The 26,406-nt window shown below is 39.4% G+C and carries 25 protein-coding genes and 1 riboswitch; of the genes, 4 read left to right on the forward strand and 21 right to left on the reverse strand.

What is annotated here, in order from left to right; genetic code table 11:
• The 4 genes from MHI18_RS03155 to MHI18_RS03170 all read right to left on the reverse strand — a co-directional run bounded on the left by MHI18_RS03155 (nt 1) and on the right by MHI18_RS03170 (nt 7,754).
• A complete protein-coding gene (locus MHI18_RS03155; protein ID WP_340845966.1) occupies nt 1–2,034 on the reverse strand; it encodes a beta-galactosidase in 2,034 nt (677 codons plus the stop codon).
• A 45-nt stretch (nt 2,035–2,079) separates the two neighbouring features.
• Nucleotides 2,080–4,389: an alpha-xylosidase gene (yicI, locus tag MHI18_RS03160; RefSeq protein ID WP_340845967.1), complete on the reverse strand. Its 2,310-nt coding sequence runs from the start codon at nt 4,387–4,389 to the stop codon at nt 2,080–2,082.
• A 171-nt stretch (nt 4,390–4,560) separates the two neighbouring features.
• Entirely contained in the window at nt 4,561–5,793 is a 1,233-nt protein-coding gene (locus MHI18_RS03165) for an NAD(P)/FAD-dependent oxidoreductase (protein WP_340845968.1), read from the reverse strand.
• 134 nt (nt 5,794–5,927) lie between these two features.
• Entirely contained in the window at nt 5,928–7,754 is a 1,827-nt protein-coding gene (locus MHI18_RS03170; protein WP_340845969.1) for an APC family permease, read from the reverse strand.
• A gap of 113 nt (nt 7,755–7,867) precedes the next feature.
• Nucleotides 7,868–8,010: riboswitch (cyclic di-AMP (ydaO/yuaA leader) on the reverse strand.
• Between the two features lie 166 nt (nt 8,011–8,176).
• Here MHI18_RS03170 and MHI18_RS03175 point away from each other — a divergent pair.
• Nucleotides 8,177–8,566 carry a VOC family protein gene (locus MHI18_RS03175; protein ID WP_340845970.1) on the forward strand — a complete coding sequence of 130 codons (390 nt, stop codon included), beginning with the start codon at nt 8,177–8,179 and terminating at the stop codon, nt 8,564–8,566.
• Nucleotides 8,567–8,601: 35 nt separating this feature from the next.
• On the opposite strand, the gene MHI18_RS03180 is transcribed toward MHI18_RS03175, so the two are convergent.
• From MHI18_RS03180 to MHI18_RS03195, 4 genes are all read right to left on the reverse strand, one after another.
• On the reverse strand, nt 8,602–9,600 hold the full coding sequence (locus tag MHI18_RS03180) for an NAD(P)H-dependent flavin oxidoreductase (RefSeq protein ID WP_340845971.1): 999 nt from the start codon (nt 9,598–9,600) through the stop codon (nt 8,602–8,604).
• A 235-nt stretch (nt 9,601–9,835) separates the two neighbouring features.
• Nucleotides 9,836–10,000, reverse strand: a complete 165-nt coding sequence (locus tag MHI18_RS03185) for a hypothetical protein (RefSeq protein ID WP_340845972.1) — start codon at nt 9,998–10,000, stop codon at nt 9,836–9,838.
• A 174-nt stretch (nt 10,001–10,174) separates the two neighbouring features.
• Nucleotides 10,175–10,927: a Cof-type HAD-IIB family hydrolase gene (locus MHI18_RS03190; protein ID WP_340845973.1), complete on the reverse strand. Its 753-nt coding sequence runs from the start codon at nt 10,925–10,927 to the stop codon at nt 10,175–10,177.
• Nucleotides 10,928–11,046: 119 nt separating this feature from the next.
• Nucleotides 11,047–12,033, reverse strand: coding sequence for a cation diffusion facilitator family transporter (locus MHI18_RS03195; protein ID WP_340845974.1), 987 nt, complete (start codon nt 12,031–12,033; stop codon nt 11,047–11,049).
• A gap of 225 nt (nt 12,034–12,258) precedes the next feature.
• Between MHI18_RS03195 and MHI18_RS03200 the strand changes: the two genes are divergently transcribed.
• Nucleotides 12,259–12,909 (forward strand): ribonuclease H family protein, encoded by a 651-nt coding sequence (locus MHI18_RS03200; protein ID WP_340845975.1) that lies wholly within the window; start codon nt 12,259–12,261, stop codon nt 12,907–12,909.
• A 72-nt stretch (nt 12,910–12,981) separates the two neighbouring features.
• Here the strand turns inward: MHI18_RS03200 and MHI18_RS03205 are convergent, their stop codons facing one another.
• The 3 genes from MHI18_RS03205 to msrA form a co-directional block, all read right to left on the reverse strand.
• On the reverse strand, nt 12,982–13,734 hold the full coding sequence (locus MHI18_RS03205) for a hypothetical protein (protein WP_340845976.1): 753 nt from the start codon (nt 13,732–13,734) through the stop codon (nt 12,982–12,984).
• A gap of 561 nt (nt 13,735–14,295) precedes the next feature.
• The gene (locus tag MHI18_RS03210; RefSeq protein WP_340845977.1) at nt 14,296–16,011 is read right to left on the reverse strand and encodes an ABC transporter ATP-binding protein; all 1,716 of its coding nucleotides are present in this window, start codon (nt 16,009–16,011) and stop codon (nt 14,296–14,298) included.
• Nucleotides 16,012–16,301: 290 nt separating this feature from the next.
• Nucleotides 16,302–16,820 (reverse strand): peptide-methionine (S)-S-oxide reductase MsrA, encoded by a 519-nt coding sequence (gene msrA, locus MHI18_RS03215; RefSeq protein ID WP_340845978.1) that lies wholly within the window; start codon nt 16,818–16,820, stop codon nt 16,302–16,304.
• A 265-nt stretch (nt 16,821–17,085) separates the two neighbouring features.
• Between msrA and MHI18_RS03220 the strand changes: the two genes are divergently transcribed.
• Both MHI18_RS03220 and MHI18_RS03225 read left to right on the forward strand, forming a co-directional pair.
• Nucleotides 17,086–17,832, forward strand: coding sequence for an aminoglycoside N(3)-acetyltransferase (locus tag MHI18_RS03220; RefSeq protein WP_340847554.1), 747 nt, complete (start codon nt 17,086–17,088; stop codon nt 17,830–17,832).
• A gap of 9 nt (nt 17,833–17,841) precedes the next feature.
• A complete protein-coding gene (locus tag MHI18_RS03225) occupies nt 17,842–18,171 on the forward strand; it encodes a hypothetical protein (RefSeq protein WP_340845979.1) in 330 nt (109 codons plus the stop codon).
• 16 nt (nt 18,172–18,187) lie between these two features.
• Here the strand turns inward: MHI18_RS03225 and MHI18_RS03230 are convergent, their stop codons facing one another.
• The 10 genes from MHI18_RS03230 to MHI18_RS03275 all read right to left on the reverse strand — a co-directional run bounded on the left by MHI18_RS03230 (nt 18,188) and on the right by MHI18_RS03275 (nt 26,293).
• A complete protein-coding gene (locus tag MHI18_RS03230; protein ID WP_340845980.1) occupies nt 18,188–18,610 on the reverse strand; it encodes a hypothetical protein in 423 nt (140 codons plus the stop codon).
• A gap of 105 nt (nt 18,611–18,715) precedes the next feature.
• Nucleotides 18,716–19,732: a serine hydrolase domain-containing protein gene (locus MHI18_RS03235; RefSeq protein WP_340845981.1), complete on the reverse strand. Its 1,017-nt coding sequence runs from the start codon at nt 19,730–19,732 to the stop codon at nt 18,716–18,718.
• A 44-nt stretch (nt 19,733–19,776) separates the two neighbouring features.
• Nucleotides 19,777–20,595, reverse strand: coding sequence for a ComEC/Rec2 family competence protein (locus MHI18_RS03240; protein ID WP_340845982.1), 819 nt, complete (start codon nt 20,593–20,595; stop codon nt 19,777–19,779).
• A 28-nt stretch (nt 20,596–20,623) separates the two neighbouring features.
• On the reverse strand, nt 20,624–21,013 hold the full coding sequence (locus MHI18_RS03245; RefSeq protein ID WP_340845983.1) for a thiol-disulfide oxidoreductase DCC family protein: 390 nt from the start codon (nt 21,011–21,013) through the stop codon (nt 20,624–20,626).
• Between the two features lie 111 nt (nt 21,014–21,124).
• On the reverse strand, nt 21,125–22,399 hold the full coding sequence (locus MHI18_RS03250; protein ID WP_340845984.1) for a LysM peptidoglycan-binding domain-containing protein: 1,275 nt from the start codon (nt 22,397–22,399) through the stop codon (nt 21,125–21,127).
• Between the two features lie 103 nt (nt 22,400–22,502).
• Nucleotides 22,503–23,606: an AI-2E family transporter gene (locus MHI18_RS03255; protein WP_340845985.1), complete on the reverse strand. Its 1,104-nt coding sequence runs from the start codon at nt 23,604–23,606 to the stop codon at nt 22,503–22,505.
• 36 nt (nt 23,607–23,642) lie between these two features.
• A complete protein-coding gene (cls, locus tag MHI18_RS03260) occupies nt 23,643–25,091 on the reverse strand; it encodes a cardiolipin synthase (protein WP_340845986.1) in 1,449 nt (482 codons plus the stop codon).
• Between the two features lie 247 nt (nt 25,092–25,338).
• Nucleotides 25,339–25,635, reverse strand: a complete 297-nt coding sequence (locus MHI18_RS03265) for a rhodanese-like domain-containing protein (protein ID WP_340845987.1) — start codon at nt 25,633–25,635, stop codon at nt 25,339–25,341.
• A 27-nt stretch (nt 25,636–25,662) separates the two neighbouring features.
• The gene (locus MHI18_RS03270; RefSeq protein ID WP_340845988.1) at nt 25,663–25,926 is read right to left on the reverse strand and encodes a metal-sensitive transcriptional regulator; all 264 of its coding nucleotides are present in this window, start codon (nt 25,924–25,926) and stop codon (nt 25,663–25,665) included.
• Between the two features lie 25 nt (nt 25,927–25,951).
• Nucleotides 25,952–26,293 carry a rhodanese-like domain-containing protein gene (locus MHI18_RS03275; protein WP_340845989.1) on the reverse strand — a complete coding sequence of 114 codons (342 nt, stop codon included), beginning with the start codon at nt 26,291–26,293 and terminating at the stop codon, nt 25,952–25,954.
• Nucleotides 26,294–26,406 lie beyond the last annotated feature (113 nt).

Below are 26,406 nucleotides of genomic sequence, written 5' to 3' on the forward strand. Positions count from 1 at the left end.
CTATTTTTTCATAATAATGCGGACATCTTTAGGTGCTATCTCCAAAGCAAATTGATAGTGTTTTTTCGTTACTAAATCGATATATTCGTCATCTAATTCAATACTTTCTTCCTTTTTATTATGGTTTAAAATAAAGATGAGTTCCTTATCATTTTTTATTCTTTTCGTCACTTCAACTCCCTTAGGTACAGCCGTACCTAATACCGGTTGAATACCGCTTTCCTCGCAAATTGAGCGAATATAATCATCTAAGAAAGACTGTTCTGGACTAGAAGCAATATACCAGGCACTTCCTTTGCCAAAGGAATGCCTAGTCACGCACGGTGTACCTTGATAAAAATCTTGTCCATACACTGCCATTACTTCCGCCCCTTCAGCATGGAGAAGATCACAAAGTAACGAACAAGAATAACGCTTATTCCCTAACCCGCTGTTTTCCTGCATTACGATTTCATTGGTTTGTCCGGGCGGCAGGGCATCAATCTCTTCTACCCAAATTCCTAGAACCTTTCTTAACTGACCAGGATACCCCCCTGTAATCACAAGGTCATGTCCATCAACAATCCCACTAAAAAATGTGGTGACAAACGTTCCACCTTCAGCTGTATAGTCTTCTATCTTTTGTGCAAAACCATCTTTTGTCATGTACAGAACAGGAGCGACGACTAGTGTATATTGATCAATCGGATCATCCACACCAATCATATCCACCTGAATATTTTGTTCATAAAAAGCTTGGTAATATTTTGATACCTCATCAAAATAATTCAAATCCCGACTCGGTCCGCTTGATAACTCTACCGCCCACCAATTGTCCCAATCAAACACAATCGCTGCTTTTGCCTGAATACGCGAATTGATAATCTGATCCCCAAGAACGGTTAACTCATGGCCGAGCGCAGCACATTCTCTAAATACTCTTGTATGCTCATGACCGACATGATCAATGACCGCTCCATGAAACTTTTCACAGGCACCTATGGATCGGCGAATTTGAAAGAACATAACGGTATCCGCTCCCCTAGCAACGGCTTGGTAACTCCAAAGCCGCATGACACCAGGCCTCTTCAAGGCATTATAAGGCTGCCAGTTTGTGACACTTGGTGTTTGCTCCATTAACATGAACGGATCACCTTGTTTTAAACCGCGCATTAAATCGTGCTTCATCGCCTCTTGGCTGATTTGAGAATCCACAGATGGGTAACTGTCCCAAGAGATAATATCCATATATTTCGCCCATTTTTGATAATCTAATTGTTTATATGCACCCATTAAATTAGTGGTTACTAATACGTCTGGTGTGAATTTTTTCAAGGCATTATACTCCATTTTGTAGCATTCTAGCATACTATCTGAATTAAACCGGCGGTAATCCAGTGAAATCCCTTGGAACGCGGTGTAATCATAGCTGCCTAAATGTTCGCTTAAATTATTGGGAAGGACGATTTCATCCCAATCATAGAAGGTATGGCCCCAAAACGAAGTATTCCATACTCGATTTAGCTCTGCTAACGTTTGGTATTTATTCTGCAGCCAAACGCGAAAAGCTTTTTCACAATTATCACAATAGCAATCCCCGCCATATTCGTTCGAGACATGCCATAGCACAAGAGCTGGGTGGTTTTGATAACGTTCTGCCAGTTTTTCTGCTAATTTCGTTGAATACTTTTTAAAGGTTGGACTATTAGGACAGGAGTTATGCCGCAAGCCAAATTTCCGCTTCCTTCCATCAAAGTCAACCCGAAGAACATCCTCATATTTGGCTGCCATCCAGGCCGGATGAACGGCTGTACTGGTGCCGAGACAAACATTTATCTGTTCTTGTTCCAACATATCCATTACTTGATCGAGCAGGCTAAAATCATATGTGTCTTCATCAGGCTGCAGCATTGCCCACGCGAAGACATTAATCGTCATAATATCGATATCCGCAAGCTTCGTTATCCGCATATCCTCTTTCCAAATTTCCTCAGGCCACTGCTCTGGATTATAATCTCCTCCAAAGGCAATTTTTTTTATTTTTTCATGAATCATTCAGGTTTCCTCCTCACCAAATAGAAAGCGCTTACTATTTGTACATTAGAGCATAATCTCAACGTGATACTCAGCTGACTTAAGGACAATCCCTTCGTTCGTTACTTCTGTCGTTCCGCTGCTCACCGATGCTTTTGTGATATTTCTTAATAATACAGAATAATTTTTCACCGTCTCACTCACTTTGAATACGATTGTATCTCCTTCTCGCTTAGCTTCTGCCCAGCCTGTTTTTATTCCTTTATTACTATATAACTCTGTAGATATAAGAGAACCATCTGCTAATTCAAAAACATGAAAAGTAACGTCAGAAAGATAATCATAGTCAGCCGTGCTTTCTACCGACCCGACCGCAATAATAGAATTTTCTTTAGCCATGAATGGAAGTGTCAGATAGCCATGTTCCTCTGTGTGCCACTTTTCTCCCTCAACTACCTGATTGGTTAAGAAGTTCGTCCATTTGCCTTTAGGAAGATAGTATTTAACGATGCCTTGGTCATTAAAAATAGGAGCCGCTAATAATGAATCGCCAAGCATGTACTGTCTATCCAAGTAATGACAGGTTTCATCCTCATTGAATTCTAGTACCATCGCTCTCATCATCGGTACCCCTGTCATGGTAGATTCACAGGCTATGCGGTATAAATAAGGCATTAAGCTGTTTTTTAATTTTGTAAACACGCGCGTAACATCAACGGCTTCTTCATCATAAAGCCATGGAACCTTATATTCTGTATTGCCATGATAACGACTATGAGAAGACAATAACCCAAATTGCGTCCAGCGTTTGTATAAATCTGGAGTGGCCCCTTGTTCAAATCCAGCAATATCATGACTCCAGAAACTAAAACCTGATAAACCAAACGATAAACCGCCGCGTAATGATTCAGCCATGGACGGGTACGTTCCCCAGCAATCCCCGCCCCAGTGTACAGGAAGCTTCTGACTGCCGACTGATGCAGACCGAGCAAATAGAGCCGCTTGCCCTTTGCCTAGCTTCTTTTCTAATAAATCAAAAACGACTTTGTTATATAAATAGGCATAATAATTATGCATCTTCTTAGGATCCGATCCATCATAATAACAGACATCGGTCGGAATTCTCTCGCCAAAGTCCGTTTTAAAAGAATCGACTCCCATATCTATCAGGCTCTCTAATTTGTCTTCGAACCAGCTGCTCGCTTCCGGGTTTGTGAAATCTACGATCCCTAATCCAGCTTGCCACTTATCCCATTGCCATACACTTCCGTCTGTCTTTTTGAGAAGATATCCCTTGTCACTTGCTTCTTTAAACAGTGGTGACTTCTGAGCAATGTACGGATTAATCCATAGACAGATTTTCAAGCCTTTTTCTTTTAGTCTCATCAGCATTTTCTCCGGTTCTGGAAATACCCGGTCATCCCACAGAAAATTACACCATTCAAATTCCTTCATCCAAAAACAATCAAAATGAAAAACATCTAATGGAATATCTCTTTCTTCCATTCCATTTATAAATTTAGTCACCGTTTCTTCATCATAATTCGTGGTAAACGAGGTGCTTAGCCATAAACCAAATGTCCATGCAGGGGGGAGACTTGGTTTTCCAGTCAATGCCGTATACTTTTCTAAAACCTGCTTTGGTTCAGGACCATTGATAATATAGTATTCTAACCTTTCGCCTTCCACGCTGAATTGCACCTTTGATACTTTTTCTGAGCCAACCTCAAAGGAAACTCGTTCAGGATGATTAACAAACACCCCATACCCTTTATTACTCAGATAAAAGGGGATATTTTTATAAGCCTGCTCACTTCCAGTGCCGCCGTCTTCATTCCAGATATCAATGGTTTGACCATTTTTTACAAATGAGGTAAACCGTTCACCCAACCCATAAATTAATTCACCCACATCCAAGGTAAGCTGTTCACGCATAAAGACTTCCTTTTGATCGGTCACAATATAACTCATTCCCATATCTCTGCTGCTTGCTAATTGCTTATCTTCATTATAAAAATCAAGTTTCCATTCGCCTTTCTTATGGAAAGCTGCGTGAAGGTTTCCGCTCGAGAAGAATAGTTTTTCATCATTTTCTTCAATTTCTACAGGAACATCTTCTTTATGAAGCTCAAAATGCGGACCCTTATCAATCCCTCCAGCATAATGTGACAGCTTTACACAAATGACATCCTCCAAAGGGGATGATAATTCAACGGTCATCATTCCTCCGTCTAATGTTTTACCTCTATGTATAATGGGCGTAAAAGGAGCATAAACAGTGAGACTTCTTTCCTTTTTTTCGACATCATATAATTCCATTGGGTGTTCGAGCGTATAGCCTTCTTTATTTAACCAGTTGCCATTGCTAAATTTCATTGTAATCCTCCATTCTAAGAAAAAATCTAAGACCTTTCTTAATTGTAGCGCTCATTACTTCAGTAAAACACCCACCTAATTGGTGAAAAAATCAGAACAAAATTAGATTTATCTTAGCAAAAAAGAAAATGCTCAGAAGTTAGCCTCTGAGCATTTAGTCACAACGATTACTTATGCGGTCCCTTTAATAGCAGAGCGTTCTTTAAGATATATATCAAGATCTGGGTGCGTTCCTTTTACAATTAAATCAGTGATAATCTGCGATAATATCACACTATAGACTGTTCCATTCCCGCCATACCCTAATAAGAAGTAACAATTGGGGTAATCTTGGTACATGCCGATTGTGGGCAACCCATCATGCGTTTCACCAAAGGACGCCCCCCAATAATAGTCTGCCTTAACTTGGCCAGCTAGTTCAGGAAATAATTCCACCAGCTTATCGAGTAATTCATCGCGTTTATGAATAATCATGGAATCACGTTTTTCACTATACCTTGTTGGTTCGTCAAGTCCACCAATGATAATCCGATTGTCTACCGTTTGACGAGCATAGAGATAGGGACGAGCGGTTTCCCAAATCATCATCGCCTCTTTCCAATTAGCCACATCTGCAACAGGATTGGTTGCTATGGCATACGAGCTTACGACCTTTGCATTTTGCTCGTTTACTTCTTCCTGTGCCTCGTAACCAGTCGCAAATATCACATACTTTGCTTTAATAGAACAACCGTTACTTGTGAACAATTCGGTATGATTGTTTTTAAGGATTTTTCCGTTAATATTTGTATGACCATACACGCGAACACCTTTATTCACAGCGTACTGAATCAAATTGTGTGCATGCTTAAACGGATTAATTTCTGCATCGTTACTTGTCACAAGTCCGGCAGATTTTGAAAAAGAAAACGTCTCAGCGATTTCCTCCTTTGTGTAATACTCAACCGGAAATCCGTGTTTTTTTAGAGTTTGGTATTCTTCCTTCAACATGAGCACGTCTTCTTTACTGGAAGCAAAATAAAGACTTTGTCTTTTTCGAAAATCTGAATCGCCATCCAAACTTGGAATCACTGTATGTTCTAAAGTTTTCATAGCCTCTAAACATAATTGGACATGACGTACTCCTGCCTTTTCTCCAAAACTATGTATATATGACGTTAATGTTTTATCATTTGTATATTGCAGCAATCCCGTATTTGCCATTGTGCTGCCTGCTCCAATATCCCGTTTATCAACAAGGACGACATTCAGGCCTGTTTCAGCTAGAAAGTACGCACAATGGGCTCCTGATGATCCACTTCCCACAATACAGACATCACAATCAATATTCTCTGTAAGCTCCGGATAGTTAGGTGCTTCCTTATATGTGTCACTCCAAAACATTTTTCCTGTCTTTAAGTCCATCATCCATTCCTCCTGAAAGTTAGCTGCCCTCCTGTTATTCCCTCTTTTTGGTCTAAGTCAAACTTCCTAAAAGCTGAACAACGAAAAAACCATTTCCCTAAAGAAATGGCTTTTCGCAGAGTCGTTCTTCCCATTTATTTTTTCAAATGATACGGTACAGTCGTAACGATGACATTACGTTTATAAAGTAAATACGCGCGAATCAGCAAACTGGATTGATTATGCAACATATTATGCCAGCTCTTTTTTGGTATGAATTGAGGAATCATGACGGTCACTCGGTAATTCATTTCGCTCGCTTTATGTTCAATGGTATCAATAAATTTAGTTAGTGGATGAATAATGCTTCGGTAGGAAGAATGTAAGGTGACCAGCCTGATTTCTGGCTGCCACTTTTGCCATTTTTCTTCGAATTTCCGTTCATCCTCCCTTTCGAATGAAACATTGACTGCAATAATTTGATCTACTCCAAGTGATTTTGCATATTCAAGTGAATTTTCTACGACATGAGTAATGCCCGCGACCGGGATAATCATTACATTCCCCATGATTGGCAGACTTTCTGCACAATTCTTGATTCTCAGTTGTTCACCAACAGACTCATAATGTTTCTTTATTTGGTGAAACCAAGTGACGATTAACGGAAGGAAGATAAACACCGGCCACACCTGAGTGAATTTTGTAATTAAAAAAATCAGCAGAACAAGCAGACTGATTAAAGCACCCACTAGATTAATCGTTAATTTGATTTGCCACCCGCTCGGTTTTTCCCGAATCCACTTAACAAGCATACCTGTCTGTGACAGCGTAAAGGGAATAAATACCCCAACCGCATACAACGGGATTAATTTTTCGGTATTTCCTTGAAAAGCTAGAATCAGCAAGATGGACATCGCTCCAAGAAAAATAATTCCATTTGAGTAACCTAGTCGGTCCCCTCTAATCGAAAACATACGAGCAATGTAGTTATCTTTTGCCAGATTAAAGGCTAAAAGCGGGAAAGCTGAATACCCCGTATTTGCTGCCAAAATTAGTATCAATGCCGTTGTTCCCTGTATGAAGTAATACAAATAATTTCGTCCAAAGGTTTGTGAAGCAAGCTGTGAGACGATCGTTTCATTTTCTTTTGGTGAAACGCCATAATAGTACGCAAGAAAGATGACACCTGAAAAGAGAATCGCGAGTAAAATCCCCATAATAGTCAGCGTTTTTGCCGCATTTTTCGGTGCTGGATCTTTAAAACTTGGAATGGCATTCGAGATGGCTTCTACACCTGTCAAAGCTGAACATCCTGATGCAAAGGCTCGAAGTAATAAAAATAAAGAAATCCCAGCAACCGGCGTCCCAATCGGTGAATGGAGATCAGCTGGTATGTCACCAGTAAAAATTTTAAAAATGCCTACACCAAGTAAAATGACTAATGCAATGACAAATAAATAAACGGGATAAGCTAAGATTGATGCAGATTCCGTAATCCCTCGTAAACTTAAAATAGTAATAATAACAACGAGTATAATAGCAATTAACACGTTATAGGAATGAAGGGACGGCAGTGCAGAAGTGATAGCGTCCGTTCCTGCGGACACACTGACTGCTACTGTCAGAATATAATCGACTAAAAGTGAACCTCCGGCTATTAATCCCGGATTAATACCAAGGTTTTCTTTAGAAACTACATACGCTCCACCACCATCCGGATAGGCATAGATGATTTGCCTGTAAGATAAAATCAGTGCTGCCAGTAAAACCAATACCCCCATCGCAATAGGGATTGAAAACCAAAACGCAACGGCACTGACTGTCATAAGAACTAATAATACTTGCTCCGGACCATAGGCAACACTTGATAATGCATCAGATGATAAAATCGCTAATGCCTTTAATTTATTTAGCTTTTGCTCTCCAAGCTCAGATGACTTTAAAGGGCGGCCAATTAAAAATCGTTTAATAGGAGAATACATGACTTATACCACCACATTCTGTAAGATACCTTCGTTTTTTAGACACAAAAAAGCCCACAAGGCATAGCAAATAGCCTTGTGGACCTATTATTTTTAGCTCACAAGCTTCACCCTTCCTCTCTTCATTACGCTTACGGAGTTAGCTGTCGGATTCGGGCCATAAGAGGAGCCCTACCTATATTAGGATTCACCCCTTGCAGTAATCTACTGCATTCGATGGGTCCTCCGTTCTATTAAGATTCAGCGATAAGAAATATGAAACTGTTGATTATCATACTCCCGCTACTCCATTTTGTAAATACATATTTTTCTACTTTTTCATGAAGTTTTTATAGGAGGGAAAAGCCTGATACTAAGCGGTCTATCACTCTATTGATTCAGCAGTTTATGGTATAATCTACAAAAAAAGGAGAGCGATCGCCATGCTGCATCATATTGAAATAAATGTTGCCAATCTTAAAAAATCAGCTGAGTTTTGGGGATGGCTTTTAACTGAATTAAACTATGAAGTTTTTCAAGAATGGGCGTCCGGCATCAGTTGGAAACAAGGAAACTCGTATCTAGTATTTGTTCAAACAGATGACCGTTTTATAGACAGCGGATACCATCGAGGGAGGATTGGCCTTAATCATCTAGCTTTTCATGGAGAGTCCAGGGAGCATGTTAATAAATTGTTCACGAAATTAAAGGAAAAAAAGATTCCTCTTTTATATGAAGAAAGTTTCCCTTTTGCTGGCGGACCGAATCATTATGCTGTATTTTTCGAGGATCCTGACCGAATGAAGGTTGAAATTGTGGCTCCGAACGAATAAAAAAAATGGACATCTTGAATGTCCATTTAACATAATTATTGGGAAACACTTGTTTTAATTTTCGCAGCCTGTTCATTTAACTTTGTCAAAGCCTCGTTATATTCTTGTTGAAGTGTTTTCACTATGCCTTCAACTGAATCAATTTTGTCGATCGCGCCTACACCATGACCAGCAGACCAAATATCTTTCCAAGCTTTTGCATCTGATTTTTGAGCCATACCGTCAAAATTAACTTTTTCTTTTTTGACTAGTTGTTCTGGGTCAAGGCCATTGTTTCGAATGCTCGGTTTTAACATATTACAGTTAACTCCTGAAAATGCATCCGTTAGGACTATATCTTCAGGTTCTGATGTTACAAGCATTTCACGGTAGGCATCAGCAGCATAACTTTCTTCTGCCACAATAAAACGAGTCCCCATATAGGCAAGATCCGCACCAGCCGCTTGAGCTGCAAGAATTCCTTTTCCTGTAGATATTGAGCCGGCAAGTAAAATGATTCCATCCCAAAATGTACGTACACTATCTACAAACGCAAAGCCATTCAACTCTCCGGCATGTCCTCCTGCGCCCGCTGCAACAAGAATCAATCCATCCACGCCTGCCTCAGCTGCTTTTTTAGCAAACGGAATACTACTAACATCGGAAAATACTAAACCGCCATAGCTATGTACAATTTCGACAACATGTTTTGGCGAACCAAGTGAAGTGATAACAATTGGCGGCTGATGCTTGATTACCAGCTCTAACTCTTCTTGAAGACGGCTGTACGTACTATGTACCACCATGTTCATTGCCCAGGGCGCAATTTTTTTAGCAGGATCCTTCAATTTCGCTTCTGCTAAACTGCTGCTGATGTCTCCCATCCATTCATCAAGGACCTCTATCGGCCTTGCATTTGGAGCTGGAAATGAGCCAGACACCCCATTCATACAACAAGATTTAACTAGCTCAGGTCCGGATATTAAAAACATCGGAGCTGCGATAACCGGCAAAGCAAGCTCATTCCACCATGCTTCAGGAATCGATTTTGTCATAGAAAGTTCCTCCTATTTCCAACTGAATTTTCAGACATATTCTACCTTATATTATCATACTTTTACATTCTACAATATTGATATCTTCCTTTTTTAGGATAAATTAGGTACCATAAGGTACACTTATGCCTACAAATAATAACTTTGTCAATTCTTTCATTTTCAATGGGTGTACATTGTAATTAGAAGGTTTCTCCAAACAGGGAAATGAGGAATGTAGAATGAAGATTGATTTTCATAGTCCAAGCAATTTCATAGATGGAAGGGTAAGTTTGAACTGTTCGGCTGCATTATAGGGTGATTCACCTTCCTCCTTCGTCCAGTTTATGACATCCATTTTTAATTGACCAGAATAGGTTGTCTCTAAACCAGCTTGTACAAGTAAGTAAAATGCGTTCACCCATTTTCGCACTATAGAACGATCAATGGTGTATTTTTAAGCCAAGGCCCTGTAGCCCCAAGTAGTCATTGACCACAGCTAGTTGCAAATTCACATCATCTTTGGCCATTAAAATACCCCCGAAAGTTATTATCTAACTTTCGGGGGTCGGTTCAGTCTAGAGGAGTTTTTCCATTATTCAAGTACCCATTTATGTATGGCTTTGGCTACTCCATGTTCGATATTAGTCGATGTTACCCAATCTGCCGTTTCCTTGACAATTTCTTGTGCATTGCCCATCGCCACGCCAAATCCAGCCGACTTTATCATCGCAATATCATTTAGACTGTCACCTACAGCCATGACTTCATCCATTGTTAGCCCGAGTTTTTCACAAACAACCTCAATAGCTTTTGCTTTATTTACGCCCACTGCATTCACTTCAATGTTTGTTGGACTAGAATTACTAACTTCTAGGCTTCCCTTTTCTTTCAATTGACGAAGAATATCATCACGAATTTCGTCATCTTCACTATCAAACCCAAACTTTAACCATTTTGAACTCGTAATGTCTTCCGGCATTTCTCCGCGATAAACGTGGTCGCAACTCACAGCCCAAAAATGAGTCTTATGACTTTGTGACAGGTCCCACATCCATTGAATCAGTTCTGTATCAACGATATTTTGTTCAATTAATTTTCCTTGTTCATTATAAATTTCACTGCCATTTACAGTAATTAAATAGGAAGATAAATTCAATGATTTAGCATATTCACTACAAGTTGCATAGGCTCGTCCAGTACTCAGCACAACATGTACACCCTTATTTTCTGCTTCAAGAATAGCTTTTCGGTTTTCTTCTGAAACCTCATCATATTGATTCAATAAGGTACCATCCATATCAAGAGCGATTAACTTAATCTTAGCCTTAGGTTTAGTATCTGTCATAATGTATTCCCCTTCCTGCTTAACGTAATGTGTACTTATACCTTATCAAATATAAACGGTGATCCAAAACGATAAAGCTCAAGAAAACAACCTGAGGTACATAACCTCAGGCCGTTTTTTTAAACTTTTGGATTTTCTTCTTTCAGAGTCTTTGAATCTTTCCAAGTAGTGACGCCATCATCTTGATCAAATTCAACAAGTACATCCGTTACGCCTTTTTCTTCGAGAATTGCCTTCACAAGCCGATCTTTTACCACGTCAGCTTGAGCAACCGTCATGGAAGCATCGAGTTCAACTTCCACCTCAACGTGGAAATCCTCTCCCTCTTTCAAAACAGTGATTGCTTCGATATCACGGACATCAGGATCCTGCATTACCATATTCCCAATTTTGAATTGGATGTCTGGATCAGCTTCTCCAAGCGCACCAGCTGCATTATCAAGAAATACTCGGCCAACAACATAAAACATCATTAAACCAATTAAAACGGATGCAATCCCTTCAGCTTGATTAAATGGAGTGAAATTAGCTAATAAGATCGCGATAATTGCTAAAACACCGCCGGCAGTAGCTACGGTATCTTCCATGAAAACTAATTTTGTTGCGGGTTTTGCATTTTTATAAGCGCCGAAACTCTTCGGTATAATAGCAAAACCTGATGCTTGTATATGCGTTTCATGCAACACTTCTTTCATCGCCTTATACAGAACAAATCCTTCTAACAGTACAGCAATTCCGAGCACAGAAAGGTTGATAATGATTCCTTTCGAATCGGCCGGATGTAAAATATGATGGTAGCCTTCTTTGATTGTCTCATAAGACATAATTCCAACAATTAACACCGCACCTAGTAAAACAAGATTGACCAGCCTTCCAAAGCCATTCGGAAAGCGTACAGTTGGTGCTTTTTTACTAAGAGCTGAGCCAATAAAGACAAACAACTGGTTCGCCGCATCACCGAGGCTGTGGAGCATTTCAGCGAACATGGCAACATTACCTGTTAAGAAGAAGGCAATGGCTTTTAAAATCGAGATAATCCCGTTCACAATTCCTGCAATAAATGCAGACTTATTTCCTTGTCGTAAAAGTGCAACTAGTTCTTTCATGTTGTTAATTCCTCTCTCTATCTTGGATATACTTTGATTACCCGTTTAGGGCACCATTCTAACCTGCTACAAAAAAATATGTATATCATCCTATTCTTAAACTAATAAATGATATTTATACTTAATTATATCTAACCCACGAGTCCATATACAACACAGGAAATTCATTTTTTTATTTTGTTATATGCTATATTGGTTAGACGAGAAAGTATTGGAGGCGTTGAAATGGCTAAGAAAAAAATCTATGCCGTCAAAATTGGCAAAAAACCCGGTTTATATGAGACATGGGCTGAATGTAAAAAACAAATAGATGGCTATAGTGGAGCAGTTTATAAAGGGTTTGCAACGAAAGCAGAAGCCGAACAATTTATTGGAAATAGTTCTTCTTTTACAGTTACTGCGGAAAAACATGATAATTTCAATATCGATGAGTATATTCGTCTTCTTGATGATCAAACACTGGTTGCTTTTGTAGATGGAAGTTACAATAAACTTTCTAAAACGTACGGCTATGGCGTTGTACTAATCACCAAAAACAATCCACTAGAAACCCTTATGGGATCTGATAACCATAGTGATTACGTGGAAACACGCAATGTAGCTGGTGAGATAGAAGGAGTAAAAAGTGCAATCAGATATGGCATAGAAAAAGGCTATAAAAAAATTGTTTTATTTTATGACTATATCGGGATTGAAAAATGGGCGATCGGTGACTGGAAAGCAAACGCTGCAATCTCAAAAGATTACATAGTATTTATTAATCAGATTAAACCCTCCATTGATATTGAATTTAGGAAAGTAAAAGCTCATTCAGGAATCATTTACAATGAGCTGGCTGATGAACTAGCGAAAAAATCACTTCAAAACAAAGCGTAGAGCAAACTTGCAGGCGGTCGAGCCAACCTCGTCCGCTTTTTTGATTACATATAAAAACAGCCAAATGGCTGCTTAGTTGTTCTCAACTTTTTTTAATTTTGATGGGTTGTTCACTTTATAACGCACTTCTTTACTAAATTTCTTATCGACAATTTTCCCATCGAATTCGAGCTCGACGCCTTCTTCTAGTTCAAGCTTTTTCAACGTTTTACTGTAGCCGCACCATGCATCACCAATATAAAGTTCTGCGTCACCTATGATTTTCACATCTTCAAATAAAACAACTTCATCTGTTTCTCCCGTGAAATGGTTCATCTTTTCTGTAAACTCCTTTACGGAAGCCGTGAAATGTACTTTTTCTTCAGGAAGCTCTAGCTTTGGCTTTGCAGGCGCTTTTTTGGCTTTTGCCTTTTTAACGACAGCCGGTTTTTCAACAGCTGTTACCGCTTCAGAAGTAGCCTTATCTGTCACTTCTTTCTTGGCAGAATACTCTTTAGATCCTCCGCTTAACAACTCTTTAGCAAAACCAGCACTCTGCATCTCTTTCAAATATGCTGGGTGAATGCATGTAAGCTCACCATCATCAAACTCCAAAACAATCGTATTAAACTGGCCATCAATGCCATATTCTTGATATCCCTTTAAGGTTACCCGCTCTTCATGTCGACCAGTTTTAAATACCAGCTCCTTTTTAACAGAACGAGCCGTTAACAGTCCCCATTCCATTCCCTTCGCAAGATAATGCTCCTCATCATTAAAGGTAAAGTAATCCCCTTGCGGCGGTATATAGTGAATATGATCTTTCTTATTCATCGTATCAGACACAAAAACCCTCCTAAAAAACTCATACCTCTATTTTATCAAAGGTTTGACCATCTGCAAAACAATGCATCGTAATATCGTACAACGAATTTGGCTGAGTTTGTTGATCCGACTGGTATCCATCGATTTCTCGTTGATACCCTTATGGGTATTTTTAACTCATTTTGAGGTGCCAGACGGGATTGCAGCCTCCTCATACGGGATTATTCTTGATTTCCAGGCAAAATCAGTTCATATACCCCCCTGGTCAATTATATTTTAGCTAAGTACGGGGATCAGACTGGCATAATCAATTTCTTTACAGACAGATACTCTTTTTTTAAAAATTCCATGTGTGGTGGATACCCATATAGGTATTTCCAACTCATTTTGAGGTGCCAGACGGGATTACGACCTCCTTAGACGGGAATAGTTAGCCTCCAGACGGGATTATGCTAATCCTTGACGGGAATACACGCCTCATAGACGGGATTATTCTTGATTTCCAGTCAAAATTAGTTCATATACCCCCCTGGTTCCTCGATAAGTAGTTAAAAGCCAGCTTTTTAGAAAGCTGGCTTTTATCTATTTTTGAAATTGTACTTTGTGCAGGTTGGCGAATACGCCGCCTTGTTTAATTAATTCATCATGTTTGCCTTGTTCTGCTATGCCGTCTTCAGTGACAACGACAATGCGATCTGCATTACGAATGGTTGCCAAGCGGTGAGCGATGATGAGTGTTGTTCTGTTTTTTGCTAGTTCGTTCAGTGCTTGTTGAATGATCATTTCTGTTTCCGTATCCAATGCCGACGTGGCTTCATCGAGAATTAGGATGGGTGGATTTTTCAAAAACATTCTTGCGATAGCAATCCGCTGTTTTTGTCCTCCTGATAGCTTTAACCCTCGTTCTCCAATTTGTGTGGCATATCCGTCGGGAAGGCCTGCAATGAATGATTCTAAATGTGCCTTTTTTGCCGCTGCTTCGATCTGTTCATCGGTTGCATCAAGCATTCCATAAGCGATGTTTTCCTTCAATGTCCCTGTGAACAGAAACACATCCTGCTGTACTAATCCAATCTGTGAGCGCAGTGAGTGTTTCGTCATGTCGCGGATATCAATACCGTCGATGGTAATGCTTCCTCTGTCCACGTCATAAAAACGAGGAATCAAGGAGCAAATGGTTGTCTTGCCTGCACCGGATGGGCCGACAAAGGCTACTGTTTCCCCGGCATATATTCGTAAATCAATATCTTTCAGAACGGTCTGTTGGTTATCATATCCGAAGCTTACTTGATCAAAAATGATGTCGCCGTGCAATAAATCCATCCGAACTGCATTTGGCTTATCTTGCACATCCGGCTCTACATCCAGCATCTCGGTGAACCGCTTAAATCCTGCCATTCCTTTTGGATAGAGTTCCATAAGAGCACTGATTTTATCAACCGGTTTGAAGAGAACATTTACATATAAGACGAATCCGACAAGTTCACCATTTGTCAGCTGACCATGAAATGTCAACCACGCTCCGACCACTAAAACAGCCAGTGTCATGAAACGGGTCATCATATAAATACCAGAAGAAGAAAAAGACATTACCTTATATCCGCCCAGTTTTGCATGGCGAAACTTTTTATTATTTTTTTCAAACAAAGCAATCTCATGCTCTTCATTGGTAAAAGACTGAACAACGCGAGCTCCAGAAACACTGTCCTCGACTCTCGAGTTAACATCAGCAATGTCACTGTACATCTGCTTCCAAGCTTTATTCATGCTTAGATTACTAAACACAATTAATACAATCAGGAAGGGAAGAATACAAACCGTCACTAAAGCCAACTTGACATTTATGGTCATCATAATCCAGAATGCACCGATGAAAGTCATGAATGCAATAAATACATCTTCTGGTCCGTGGTGAGCAAGTTCCCCAATATCAAATAAATCATTGGTTATCCGGCTCATGAGATGGCCGGTTTTGGTATTGTCAAAGAAACGAAATGACTGTTTCTGTACATGTTGAAACAGCTGCTGACGCATATCGGTTTCAATGTTGATTCCAAGCTTATGTCCCCAATAATTCACAATATATTGAAGAAGTGTACTACATACATAAACGATTAATAACCCTATGCTGACCGACACGATCATCGTCCAATTGTCACCTGGAATCAGCGTATCAATAAACCACTGAACAGCAAGGGGGAAAGCAAGTTCTAAAATGGCGACAAAGATTGCACATGAAAAATCAATGATAAATAATCTTTTATGAGGCCTATAGTATGAAAAAAAACGTCCTATCATCTTGTTCTCCTTTTATTTGATTCTTAGTTACCACTAGAATTATAGTCATATACCGATAAATATTCAACCAATTCTGAAATTTAATGGCTGCTCTGCAAATTTTTTTAATCAGACAAACTCTGTTCATAGTTTCTTAACATTTAAACATTATACTTTACTCATGCTGTTAGAGACTAACCCTAACACATCTACCCCTTTATCTTTTTCATTTTTACCATCTCAATTCTGAGGTGGTTTTTTTAATCGCCGCAAAGTAAAGCCGCAGATAGAAGACATCTACGGCTTGGTTTTTATTTTTTCCAATTTTCTTTAATAAACTCATCCCGTCCGGACTGTTTGCGGTCTTCTTTATAATGTGCTGGATTTTTTTTGTGGTAATCTTGATGATAGTCTTCAGCTGGAAAAAAATTAGAAGCGGCTAGAATTTCAGTCACGATAGGCTTTTTAAAAACATTCGCGAGCCTAACTTTTTCTTTAGATTGCTCAGCAAGATTTTGTTGTTCTTCAGTATGATAGAAAATCGCCGTCCGATATTGAGTCCCGCGATCTTGAAACTGGCCGCCATCATCGGTTGGATCAATTTGCGGCCAATACAATTCAAGGAGCTTTTCATATGGGAATAACTCCGGATTATATGTAATCTGAACAGCTTCGTAATGACCAGTGGTTCCTTTCTTAATTTCTTCATAGGTCGGATTCTGGACGTGACCGCCTGTATATCCTGAAATAATTCCTTCGATGCCTGGCATTTCCTCAAAAGGACTCACCATACACCAAAAGCAGCCACCTGCAAACGTTGCTTTTTGCATAATTTATTCCTCCTTAAACTAGCTTTCTAGTATGGCTAATTATACGTTAGTACTTGGCAGCTTGCATAGCATGAGAGCTTGAAAGGAAGAAAGCACTATCACAACTTTTAACATTAACCTAAATTATTACATATTTTCATAATTTGCTCATACTTTTTATCTTTTATGATAAAATTATAGGTACCTTATTTATAGCTTGGAGGGTCATCTTGTGAAGTATATTTTTGAAAACACACCTGTTCCTCGAACTCGGCAATCGATAAAAATGGATTTGGAAGCACTTGGAATTACTCCAGGTATGAATATACTTGTTCATTCCTCTCTTTCTTCATTAGGGTGGACAAATGGAGGCGCCATTTCTGTCATTCAGGCATTGATGGATGTTGTAACCAAAGATGGAACAATTATTATGCCTTCACAATCCACCGACTTGAGTGACCCTTCGGAATGGCAATACCCGCCTGTACCTGAAGAATGGTGGCAAGAAATCCGTGATACAATGCCTGCTTTTCATCCAGCTTACACCCCTGTCAGAGGGATGGGGAAAATCGTTGAGGTCTTTAGACATTTCCCAGATGTCAGCAGAAGTTCTCATCCTGCCTATTCGTTTGTGGCTTGGGGGAAAAATAAATCTGTAATCCTTACAGAACACTCCCTTACCTTTGGTTTAGGTGAACAATCTCCTCTCGCAAGGTTGTACGAATTAGATGCTGTGGTGTTATTTATTGGAGTTGGTTACAACACAAATACTTGTTTTCATTTAGCAGAATACCGTACGCCCTCTCCAACCGTAATTACGAAAGCCGCTCCGATTATGGAAAATAACGAACGAGTTTGGAAACTGTACCAGGAACTTGATTTTCAAGAATACCACTTTGATGAAATCGGCAGGGCATTTGAACAAGCATGTCCAGTGGTTTTAGGCAACATAGGATCTGCCACTTCCCGCCTCTTTTCGTTGAAAGAAGCTGTCGATTTTGCGCAAAATTGGTTAACCACAAAGAATTCATAGAAGAAATGGGTGGAGGGAATTGAACTGCGTAAAATATTCTGGTCCATTGTGCTGATTTTATTAATAACCATATTCCAAGCTACAACTACTACGACAATTGCAGGACTAGGATTTATTCACTGCCCTAAAGTCTTAGCTGAAAAAATGATTCCCAATCGATCAAGTTCGGTAAACACATCTCGACAACATCTACTAAAGAATGAATGGGTACCGCCTTCACCTGTAAAATCATCCACTCTCTCATTATGGAATGTCCCGCCTATATCCCCATTTGAGGATGCAGACCATCTTGAACCCCAAGTAGTGCATACCCTAATAATGAAGGCGAATGATCATTAAAAACCGATGCGATCATTTAGATCACATCGGTTTTCTTAATCCTAATCAATCCAAATGTTTGTCTGAATATACAATACAACACGGCACTAAGAGGCAGGGTGGTATAATCCAGCCATAATCCATTTTGGATAGGTTGAGAAGCTCGCACCCAGGCTACGTAACAAAATATTGCCAACAACAGGGTAACCGCTAGATAATACATCCATGGGCTATGCAGCCATTTATTATTTTTTACTCCTTTGAACAAGAGTTCTGTAACCAAACAAGAAAGTACGATGATAAAGTACACCGATAAAACTTCATTGATTGACAGGACTGTACCGATTTCAGAAGGAAAATAGTGGTTCGTCGCTGTGTTGGTAAGGATGAACAGGACAAATGTTACTAAACTCGTACTCCCTAAAAATTGCATGGTCTTAAATACCGGATATCTCTTCAACTGATCCCCTCCATCGCTTACATTTTTTAACATTATCGTACGTGAAACCGAATTATATAACAAGGGGTAAGAGCAAATAAATACCCAGTTTCCTGGGTATTTATTTTAGAGGCACCGTATTAAGGTATCGCCAAACGATCGGATATCCTCCAAATAATCGTACTCCGGAGGTGAACCAAAACTGTTAAGCATTCTAACTGCCACCAGATTATGTTCTGGCACCACTAACAACGATGTATTCGTATAACCGAGAATTTGATAAGAACCAGCAGGTACTTGGCTGCCTATTTCTGTTTTTAAGGCTGGATGCTCTTTCACGAACCATAAGAAGCCATTTTGTGGAGAATTACGATCCTCTAGAGTTGGACTATGGACAGAAACCGCTAATTCAAGGATTTCCCTTGGAACAATGGTCCTCCCGTTTATCACTCCCTGATTCAAATGGAGATAGCCAAAGAGAGCTAATTCACGTGCAGAGATATACATATTCATTTTATCGCCATCGATACTATTGCTTGTATACCATGATCGATCATTTGGATGTTGAAGAATAACGTCCGCAAGTTGTTTATGTTTTGTTCCATACCAGCCTGTTTCTTTAAAATCAAGGGGCTCGAAAATCAAGGTTCGAAGTAATTCAGCCACTGTTTTCCCTGTCGTTGCTTTAATAATTTGGGTCAGCCACTCGACACCAATTGCTCGATAAGCCCAGTTCGTACCGGCTGGAAACTCTCTGATGAGCCTGTCGTCTTTCTTAGTAAGCCCATGTGTATGCGTCAAAAGGTGCCGAATGGTTACACCTGCCGTTAATTCGCCGGCAATCATAGGCAAATATCGGGTAACAGGATCATCTATCGAAGAAATACAGCCAGTATAAACCGCATACGCAGCCGCAAAACCAATATATGATTTTCGTACAGAGGCAACATGAAATTGAGTATCTGCTTGTACCTTTCTTGCCTCGTCAGCTAAAGACTGTCGCCCAAAATAGTCCTCGAGAATGACCTGATCGTTCTGGATCACCATACAAGCTCCACCAGAACAAGCAACAGAGTCAGCTGTATGTTTTACATGCTTTTTTACTTCGTTAAATTGATTGGTTAGGTTTTTTGTAAGTACCATCTTTTACTCCCTTCAACTAGAAGGAGAACATGGATGTCTTGGAATTATTGTTTGATTTCTATCTTCTCTCCATCACTTGATACATAGATATTTCCTTGACGCGTTGTATATACCGTACTGCCTAACCTAGTTAATGCATCCACAACTTCTTTTTCTTCGGGATTTTTATCAGATGAGGTAATGACAGCATATTTCGGTTTTACCAAAGTAAAGAATTCCATGATTTCTGAATTGTATCTGCCATGATGCGGAACTTTCAAGAAGGTATGAGCTAAATTACCCTGCTTAATAAATTCCTGCAGTCGAATTTCTTCAGCGTCCCCTGCCAGTAAAAAGTTATTTGCTCCGTGCTCAACACTTACAATCAGTGAGTAATCGGTATCACCCTTATAGCTCGATTGTTGTGGAGGGTAAATTGTAAAATCTGCATTGCCAGCTTCTAGCGAAAATTCATCTGTCAGGGTGGTTGGTGTCAGCTGATTGGCGGCAAGTGCTGCTGCAAATTCTTGATAATCTGTACTGTCACTCTTATAATCTGGTGTGATTACCTGAGAGACCTTAAAATGATTTAAGAGAATATCGGCTCCTCCAACATGGTCTTTGTCAAAATGCGTGATAATCATATAGTCAATCTGATCAATCTTGCTATCTTTCAAAAACTGCAGAATTTCTTCTCCATCATCCTCTTCACCACTGTCGACAAGCACCGTTTTATTACCGACATTTATCACCATACTATCGGCTTTGCCTATTTTTAATACAACCAATTCTAACTTCTCCGCATATACTCCTGCTATAGGAGATGAACACCCACAGAGACATAACAGCAGAAAAGCAATACCTATAAGCGTCATTCGTTTCATTTTGCGCACAGCCCTACCTTTTTTATTTCTATAAAAATCTTTTGCGCACTTCTGGTGTTGGCAGGGTACATTGATCTTTTTTTCCAAACCATTTGTAGCGATTCTTTGCCAAAATATTATAAAAAAAATCCCGAATTGGATACGGAACAAGGATAAATATAAATAACAGCTTCCAAGCCCCTTGCAGATGTCTGCAAATGCGTAAAGCAGCCGATGATTTAAGATAATACGTATCATTTTCAATTAATATGATACTGTCGACGGAAGACGGTGCATGATGCTTCTTTATCATTTGTTGACCTGCTTCTCCTTGTTGAGAGGTAAAGGAAAAGATCGCCTCAGGGTCACGCTTAATAATAAACTGAACGCTTTTATCACAAAAATTACATTCACCATCAAATAATATAATCTTTTTCACGTGCTCACTTCCTTCAGTTTCTTCTATCAAGAGTGTACCATAATCCAAAAAAACATCGTAATAAATGAATTTCAAACAAAAAAGGCTGTTGAGCGTTCTCAACAGCCTGACTTAGACAGTAAGCCCTTTTCTGATTAATAGGTTACGCTCTACATACGCCCAGTTTTGTGGAAAGGCAAGCCCGATGTGCCAGTAGGTTACGCCAGCTAAATCGTAGGCGTCGATCAACTGATACTTAGCTGTAAAGCTTCTTATATCTTCAAACCAGACACTATGTTGTGCCTGCTCTGCATAATATCGATAATTAGGTGAAGCAGCCGCTTGGTCATATAAGATCGCACTGCCCACTTTAATCGCCCGATTCTGAGCACTAAGTGCAGATAAAGCTGTTGTCTTATTACTGGAGATGACTTTATCATAACCGTACAAGGGAAACGCCGACTGCAGTTTTTCAGTAGGAATGACGCTGCGAGCATAGCGAAGCACCTGTGCCATCCACCACAACGGTGCAATAGGTTCCGGCGGACCAGTAGGGTAGCCATAGTCAATAGTCATGACAGCAATTAGGTCAGCGACTTTACCTATTTCCGGATAGTCGTGCCCGCCGACAATCCGGTTTGTCGGATTGTCTTCTGTTTTAGCATGGACGTTTACATGAAGAATTTTCTCCTGCAACCCCTTTTTTAACTGTTTCAAAAACAGAACAAAATCAGCCCTTCGTGCCGGTGGAATAAATTCCATATCGACGCTTACACCGCCATACCCTTTCTCCTTAATGAACCTAAGTAAACTGTTCACGAGCCGATCCCGATTCGATTTACTAGCCAAAACATCTCCTGCAAGTTTCTCGTTAAAATCACCATCTTGATAATTACGAATCATCAAAAGTGGAATTACATTTAACTCTAGAGCCTTGTTAATAAGAGGTACATCATCACCTTCAATAAAGGCATTCCCCTCTTTTGTAAATGAATATGCCACGATGGCGAGTAAGGTTAGATGCTCAGCATTTTCGCTGAACGCAGTCAGGACGCTTTCACCAGCGACAGGGAAAGCAAAAGCAAGTGTGGTCAGTTCCAACTTAAAGGGCGATATAATTTCAAGACGCTGACCTGTGTAGAGTTGTTTTGGATCAATCCCTGGATTCGTTTTTAGTATATCTGAGACAGATACGTCAAATTTTTCAGCAATTTTTTCCAGCGTATCATTAGGCTGAAACAGATAAATTCTCGTAAATAATTCTTTCTCAGGAATATACAACGCTAGTCCTGGGACCAGTACACCTGACTGCAGACCATTTACGTCCATAATTCCGGTTACATCTGTATCGTATCTTTTACTTATTGACCACAATGATTCTCCCTGTTGGACAACATGAATGGCCATTCCCCCACACCCTTCCTACCCTTGCTTACAGGATATGGGGATCATGCTTATCCTTAGAACAAATTTTCAATAGTTTCATACTGTTTCTATCTATTCTATATGATTAAATCTCTTCAATTTCCGAACGCCTTCTAATTTTGATAAATTTAACGATATTCAGCACAATTGTTTTTGTCACAGAATAGGTCGGTATAGCAAGAATCATTCCCATAATCCCGGCAATATTCCCTGCAACCAGTAACACAATGATAATTGTTAATGGATGTGTATTCAATTTTTTACCGATTACAAGCGGTGAAATAATGTTTCCATCAAGCTGTTGGACAACTACGATGACAATGATGACGAAAATAGCCTGCATCGGCGAATAGAATAAGGCGATAACGACCGCAGGAGCAGCACCAATGAATGGTCCAACGTAAGGAATGATATTCGTTACAGCTCCTATTAAAGCTAGTACAAGCGCATATGGCATATCGATAATCAGATACCCGATAAACGTGGTAATTCCAACAAACAGACAAACAAGAGCTTGTCCTTGAATATAGGTAGACAGAGTTTCTCCAGTTTCAGCCAAGATGGTTAAACCTTGTGTCCGGTAATTGATCGGAATAAAACGAGAAATAGCCTGCGGCAGCCTATGACCATCCTTCAGCATATAAAACAGCATGAACGGCACGGTAACGACTATCAGTGTTACATTAGTTACAACGCTGAATACGGATGATAAGCTATTTGTAATATCCGTTGGTAAATTAGATGTATAGTCTAGCAGCGTGGCTTCGATCTTATCAAGCGATACATAGTCTTGGGATAATACCCACTTATACTGCTTAGAGTGTGATAGGTCATCGATAAATTGACGGACTTCATAAATATATTCAGGTAAATTAGAGAAAAGATCTGTAACCTGTTTAGATAAAGCTGGTCCTACCAGCGCACCGAACAGCGATACCAGCCCAATAGCAATAAGGTAAATAATTAAGATCGCGATTCCTTTTGGTAATCTTCTTCCGGTCAAAAACGTTACGACTGGATGAAAAATAAAATATAAAAAACCAGAAATTAATACAGGAAAGAATAACGTTGAAATAAATACCACAATTGGTTCGAAGAAAAAGGATATTTTTGTACACACATAAATTAATAATGAAATCATTAATAATTCAAATGTCCAAAAGTGCAGTTTTGATTTAAATTTAAACATCGGTTCTCCTCCGCTCCCTTAAGGGAACTAATCTTTTTATAATATGGGTGATAATAGTCTTGATATTGATTCTTTAATTCGAATCCACAATGATCGCTTTCCATACTCACTATGTGTCAGAATCCTTGAAACCTTAATATCATCTAAAAATGCTTCAGTCAGTTTCACTGCAATCTCCTCATCATAAATAAAGGCATTTACTTCAAAATTAAGTTTAAAACTTCTTACGTCAATATTCGCTGTACCAACTGAAGAAACTTCGCTATCAACAACAATGGTTTTAGAGTGGATAAAGCCATTGTCATATATATAGACAACAGCCCCTGCATCCAGCATGGCGCCAATATAAGATAACGTTGCCCAATATACAAAAATATGATCTGGTTTATTAGGAATCATGATGCTGACTTTAATGCCGGAAATTGATGCTATGCGGAGTGCATCAAGTAAACTCGCATCCGGAATAAAATAGGGAGTTTGGATAATAATCGATTTCTTTGCAGATAAAATTAACTTAATATAGCCATTTTTAATTTGTTCCCATTCGGAGTCAGGACCGCTCGTAACGATTTGCATACCTGTACTGCCTGTTCCTTTTTTACGGGGAAATAAATGTGCTTGATAGGAAATATCCTGTGTGTTTGACGCCTGGTTCCAATCGAGAATAAACCGAGTTTGGATAGCTAGGACGGCTGAGCCCCGAATTCTTAAATGTGTATCACGCCAATAACCAAATTTCGGGTTGATGCCAAGGTACTCATCCCCGACATTAAAGCCTCCAAGGTACCCAATTTCACCATCAATAATCACTAATTTACGATGGTTACGAAAGTTAATTCTAAGATTTAATAGTGGAAGCTTTGATGGAAAGAAAACTTCTACCTGACCGCCGGCCTCCCTGAATTCCTTGAAAAAGCGTTTCGTAAGACTGCGCGAGCCTAATTCATCATAAAGAATTCTAACGGTTAAGCCTTCTTTTGCTTTTTTCGTTAAAAGTCTGATAAATGCTTTACCCAGATTGTCTTTCTTAATTATATAATATTGGATATGTATATGATTCTTTGCTTCTTCAATATCTTTAAATAGACGGTCAAACTTTTGCTTTCCATCTGTAAAAATATCAACATGATTATTTTCTGTTAGAACCGACTCATTACCTCGTAAATGCATATAAATCAAATCTTGATTATCATAGGTTGATTTATTACGGAATTCAAATTCATTAAAAGCAAGCTGTTCTAATTGTTTTTTTAATATTGGTTCGATGCCGATTTTCTCGCGGTCTTCCCACTCAAACAGCCGATGCTTTCGCAAACTTTTTCCAAAAAGAAGATAGAGACAAAACCCTGCAACCGGCAGAAAAAACAGAACAAGCAGCCAAGCCCAAGATGCTCCTGCATCTCTGCGTTCCCAAAAAATCACCAAAAGAGCTAGTAGAATATTTACTACGGTGATTAAACCTAAAAAAATTGTAATTACATCCATTCAACACCCTCACAAACCCTATTAATACTCGAGGTAACTTTCCAGCTTCCGTCGAGGAATTGTCTATTATATCCTAGTGAAACATACGTATCCTATCATAAGAATACCATGATTTTCAGGAGATAAAAAGAAAACAACCTTTAAAAATATCCCCTTACAACTAAGGTTCCCTTTCAAAAAACGACTATACCTAACTGGGTCTATATAATGAAAGCCCCCACAAAGTTGTGGAGGCAACGGGATATTATTATTCAAGCATACCAACCCAAGCCAGCATGCCGCCTTTCATGTTTTTCACCATAAACCCTTGATCAAGTAAGAACTGGGCTGCTTGCCCGCTTCGAGCACCCGAGCGGCACACAAGGATGTACTCTTTCTTCTTATCAAGATCTTGTTTTCTAAATTCCAATAGTCCTAGTGGTATATTTAAAGCACCGGGTATTTTTCCATTTGCTGCTTCCGCCGCTTCACGCACATCGATAATATGGAGAACTTCTTCTTTATTTAAACGAACAGCTACCTCATCCGGTGTAATAGTTTGCACGATTCCATCTCCCTGATTACACGTAATTCATCTGCTCTTTACAAGCAGATTCACTGCTTCATTTACTAAAGCTTCGGGATCTTTGTCACCTTTTTCGTGAGCTTCCCGAACACATTCAACAAGGTTAGTAGAAACAATTACCCCAATGCTCCGATCAATCGCAGAACGAGCAGCTGAAAGCTGTGTTACTACATCCTTACAATTTTGTCCGTCTTCAAGCATTTTCTGAATACCTCGAAGCTGGCCTTCAATCCGTTTAATCCTATTTTTCATATCATTTTCATAATGCATATTTTATGCCTCCTTCTCCATTCCTTTATGAACACGAGCAATCTGTTACCGTATATCCTACCACTTTATAGCCATTTTTATGAAGATAACGAATACCCAAATTCTTTTCTAATGAATCAGTAGACACGATATACAGAGCCTTTTTCGGGATTTCTGCTGAATAACGTTTCAAGTAGGCGGTAGGAATGGTCAGTGATCCAGCAATTGGATCCTTCGCAGAATCCTGATAATCTCTGATATCAACAATCACCACATCAGCATTGCGTATTTCGGACTTTTCCATGCATGGAACACAGGGTACCGAAACATATCTATTATAAATAACAGCTGATAATAACACGACTAAAATCAGCAGAATCACAATCATTGATGATGCTCCCCCTAAATATTCAGGAATTTTACTTTATGACACATTTTATACCCATGCGGGTATGGTGTCAATCTTCTGAAACGGGAGGAATCCTTAGCTAACAAAAGTTA

This window comes from Peribacillus sp. FSL H8-0477 (assembly GCF_038002765.1).
Lineage (GTDB): Bacteria > Bacillota > Bacilli > Bacillales > DSM-1321 > Peribacillus.

Bases quoted from the DNA above. Each gene is read 5' to 3' on its own strand.
- MHI18_RS03195 (WP_340845974.1), bottom strand. From the start codon at position 12,033: ATGAAAGAACTAGTTGCACTTTTACGACAAGGAAATAAGTCTGCATTT.
- MHI18_RS03240 (WP_340845982.1), bottom strand. From the start codon at position 20,595: ATGAAACGAATGACGCTTATAGGTATTGCTTTTCTGCTGTTATGTCTC.
- MHI18_RS03220 (WP_340847554.1), top strand. From the start codon at position 17,086: ATGGATTTGGAAGCACTTGGAATTACTCCAGGTATGAATATACTTGTT.
- MHI18_RS03270 (WP_340845988.1), bottom strand. From the start codon at position 25,926: ATGCATTATGAAAATGATATGAAAAATAGGATTAAACGGATTGAAGGC.
- MHI18_RS03170 (WP_340845969.1), bottom strand. From the start codon at position 7,754: ATGTATTCTCCTATTAAACGATTTTTAATTGGCCGCCCTTTAAAGTCA.
- yicI (WP_340845967.1), bottom strand. From the start codon at position 4,389: ATGAAATTTAGCAATGGCAACTGGTTAAATAAAGAAGGCTATACGCTC.
- MHI18_RS03165 (WP_340845968.1), bottom strand. From the start codon at position 5,793: ATGGACTTAAAGACAGGAAAAATGTTTTGGAGTGACACATATAAGGAA.
- cls (WP_340845986.1), bottom strand. From the start codon at position 25,091: ATGGATGTAATTACAATTTTTTTAGGTTTAATCACCGTAGTAAATATT.
- MHI18_RS03255 (WP_340845985.1), bottom strand. From the start codon at position 23,606: ATGTTTAAATTTAAATCAAAACTGCACTTTTGGACATTTGAATTATTA.
- MHI18_RS03235 (WP_340845981.1), bottom strand. From the start codon at position 19,732: ATGGTACTTACAAAAAACCTAACCAATCAATTTAACGAAGTAAAAAAG.
- MHI18_RS03275 (WP_340845989.1), bottom strand. From the start codon at position 26,293: ATGATTGTGATTCTGCTGATTTTAGTCGTGTTATTATCAGCTGTTATT.
- msrA (WP_340845978.1), bottom strand. From the start codon at position 16,820: ATGCAAAAAGCAACGTTTGCAGGTGGCTGCTTTTGGTGTATGGTGAGT.
- MHI18_RS03175 (WP_340845970.1), top strand. From the start codon at position 8,177: ATGCTGCATCATATTGAAATAAATGTTGCCAATCTTAAAAAATCAGCT.
- MHI18_RS03210 (WP_340845977.1), bottom strand. From the start codon at position 16,011: ATGATAGGACGTTTTTTTTCATACTATAGGCCTCATAAAAGATTATTT.
- MHI18_RS03200 (WP_340845975.1), top strand. From the start codon at position 12,259: ATGGCTAAGAAAAAAATCTATGCCGTCAAAATTGGCAAAAAACCCGGT.
- MHI18_RS03155 (WP_340845966.1), bottom strand. From the start codon at position 2,034: ATGATTCATGAAAAAATAAAAAAAATTGCCTTTGGAGGAGATTATAAT.
- MHI18_RS03250 (WP_340845984.1), bottom strand. From the start codon at position 22,399: ATGGCCATTCATGTTGTCCAACAGGGAGAATCATTGTGGTCAATAAGT.
- MHI18_RS03190 (WP_340845973.1), bottom strand. From the start codon at position 10,927: ATGACAGATACTAAACCTAAGGCTAAGATTAAGTTAATCGCTCTTGAT.
- MHI18_RS03180 (WP_340845971.1), bottom strand. From the start codon at position 9,600: ATGACAAAATCGATTCCTGAAGCATGGTGGAATGAGCTTGCTTTGCCG.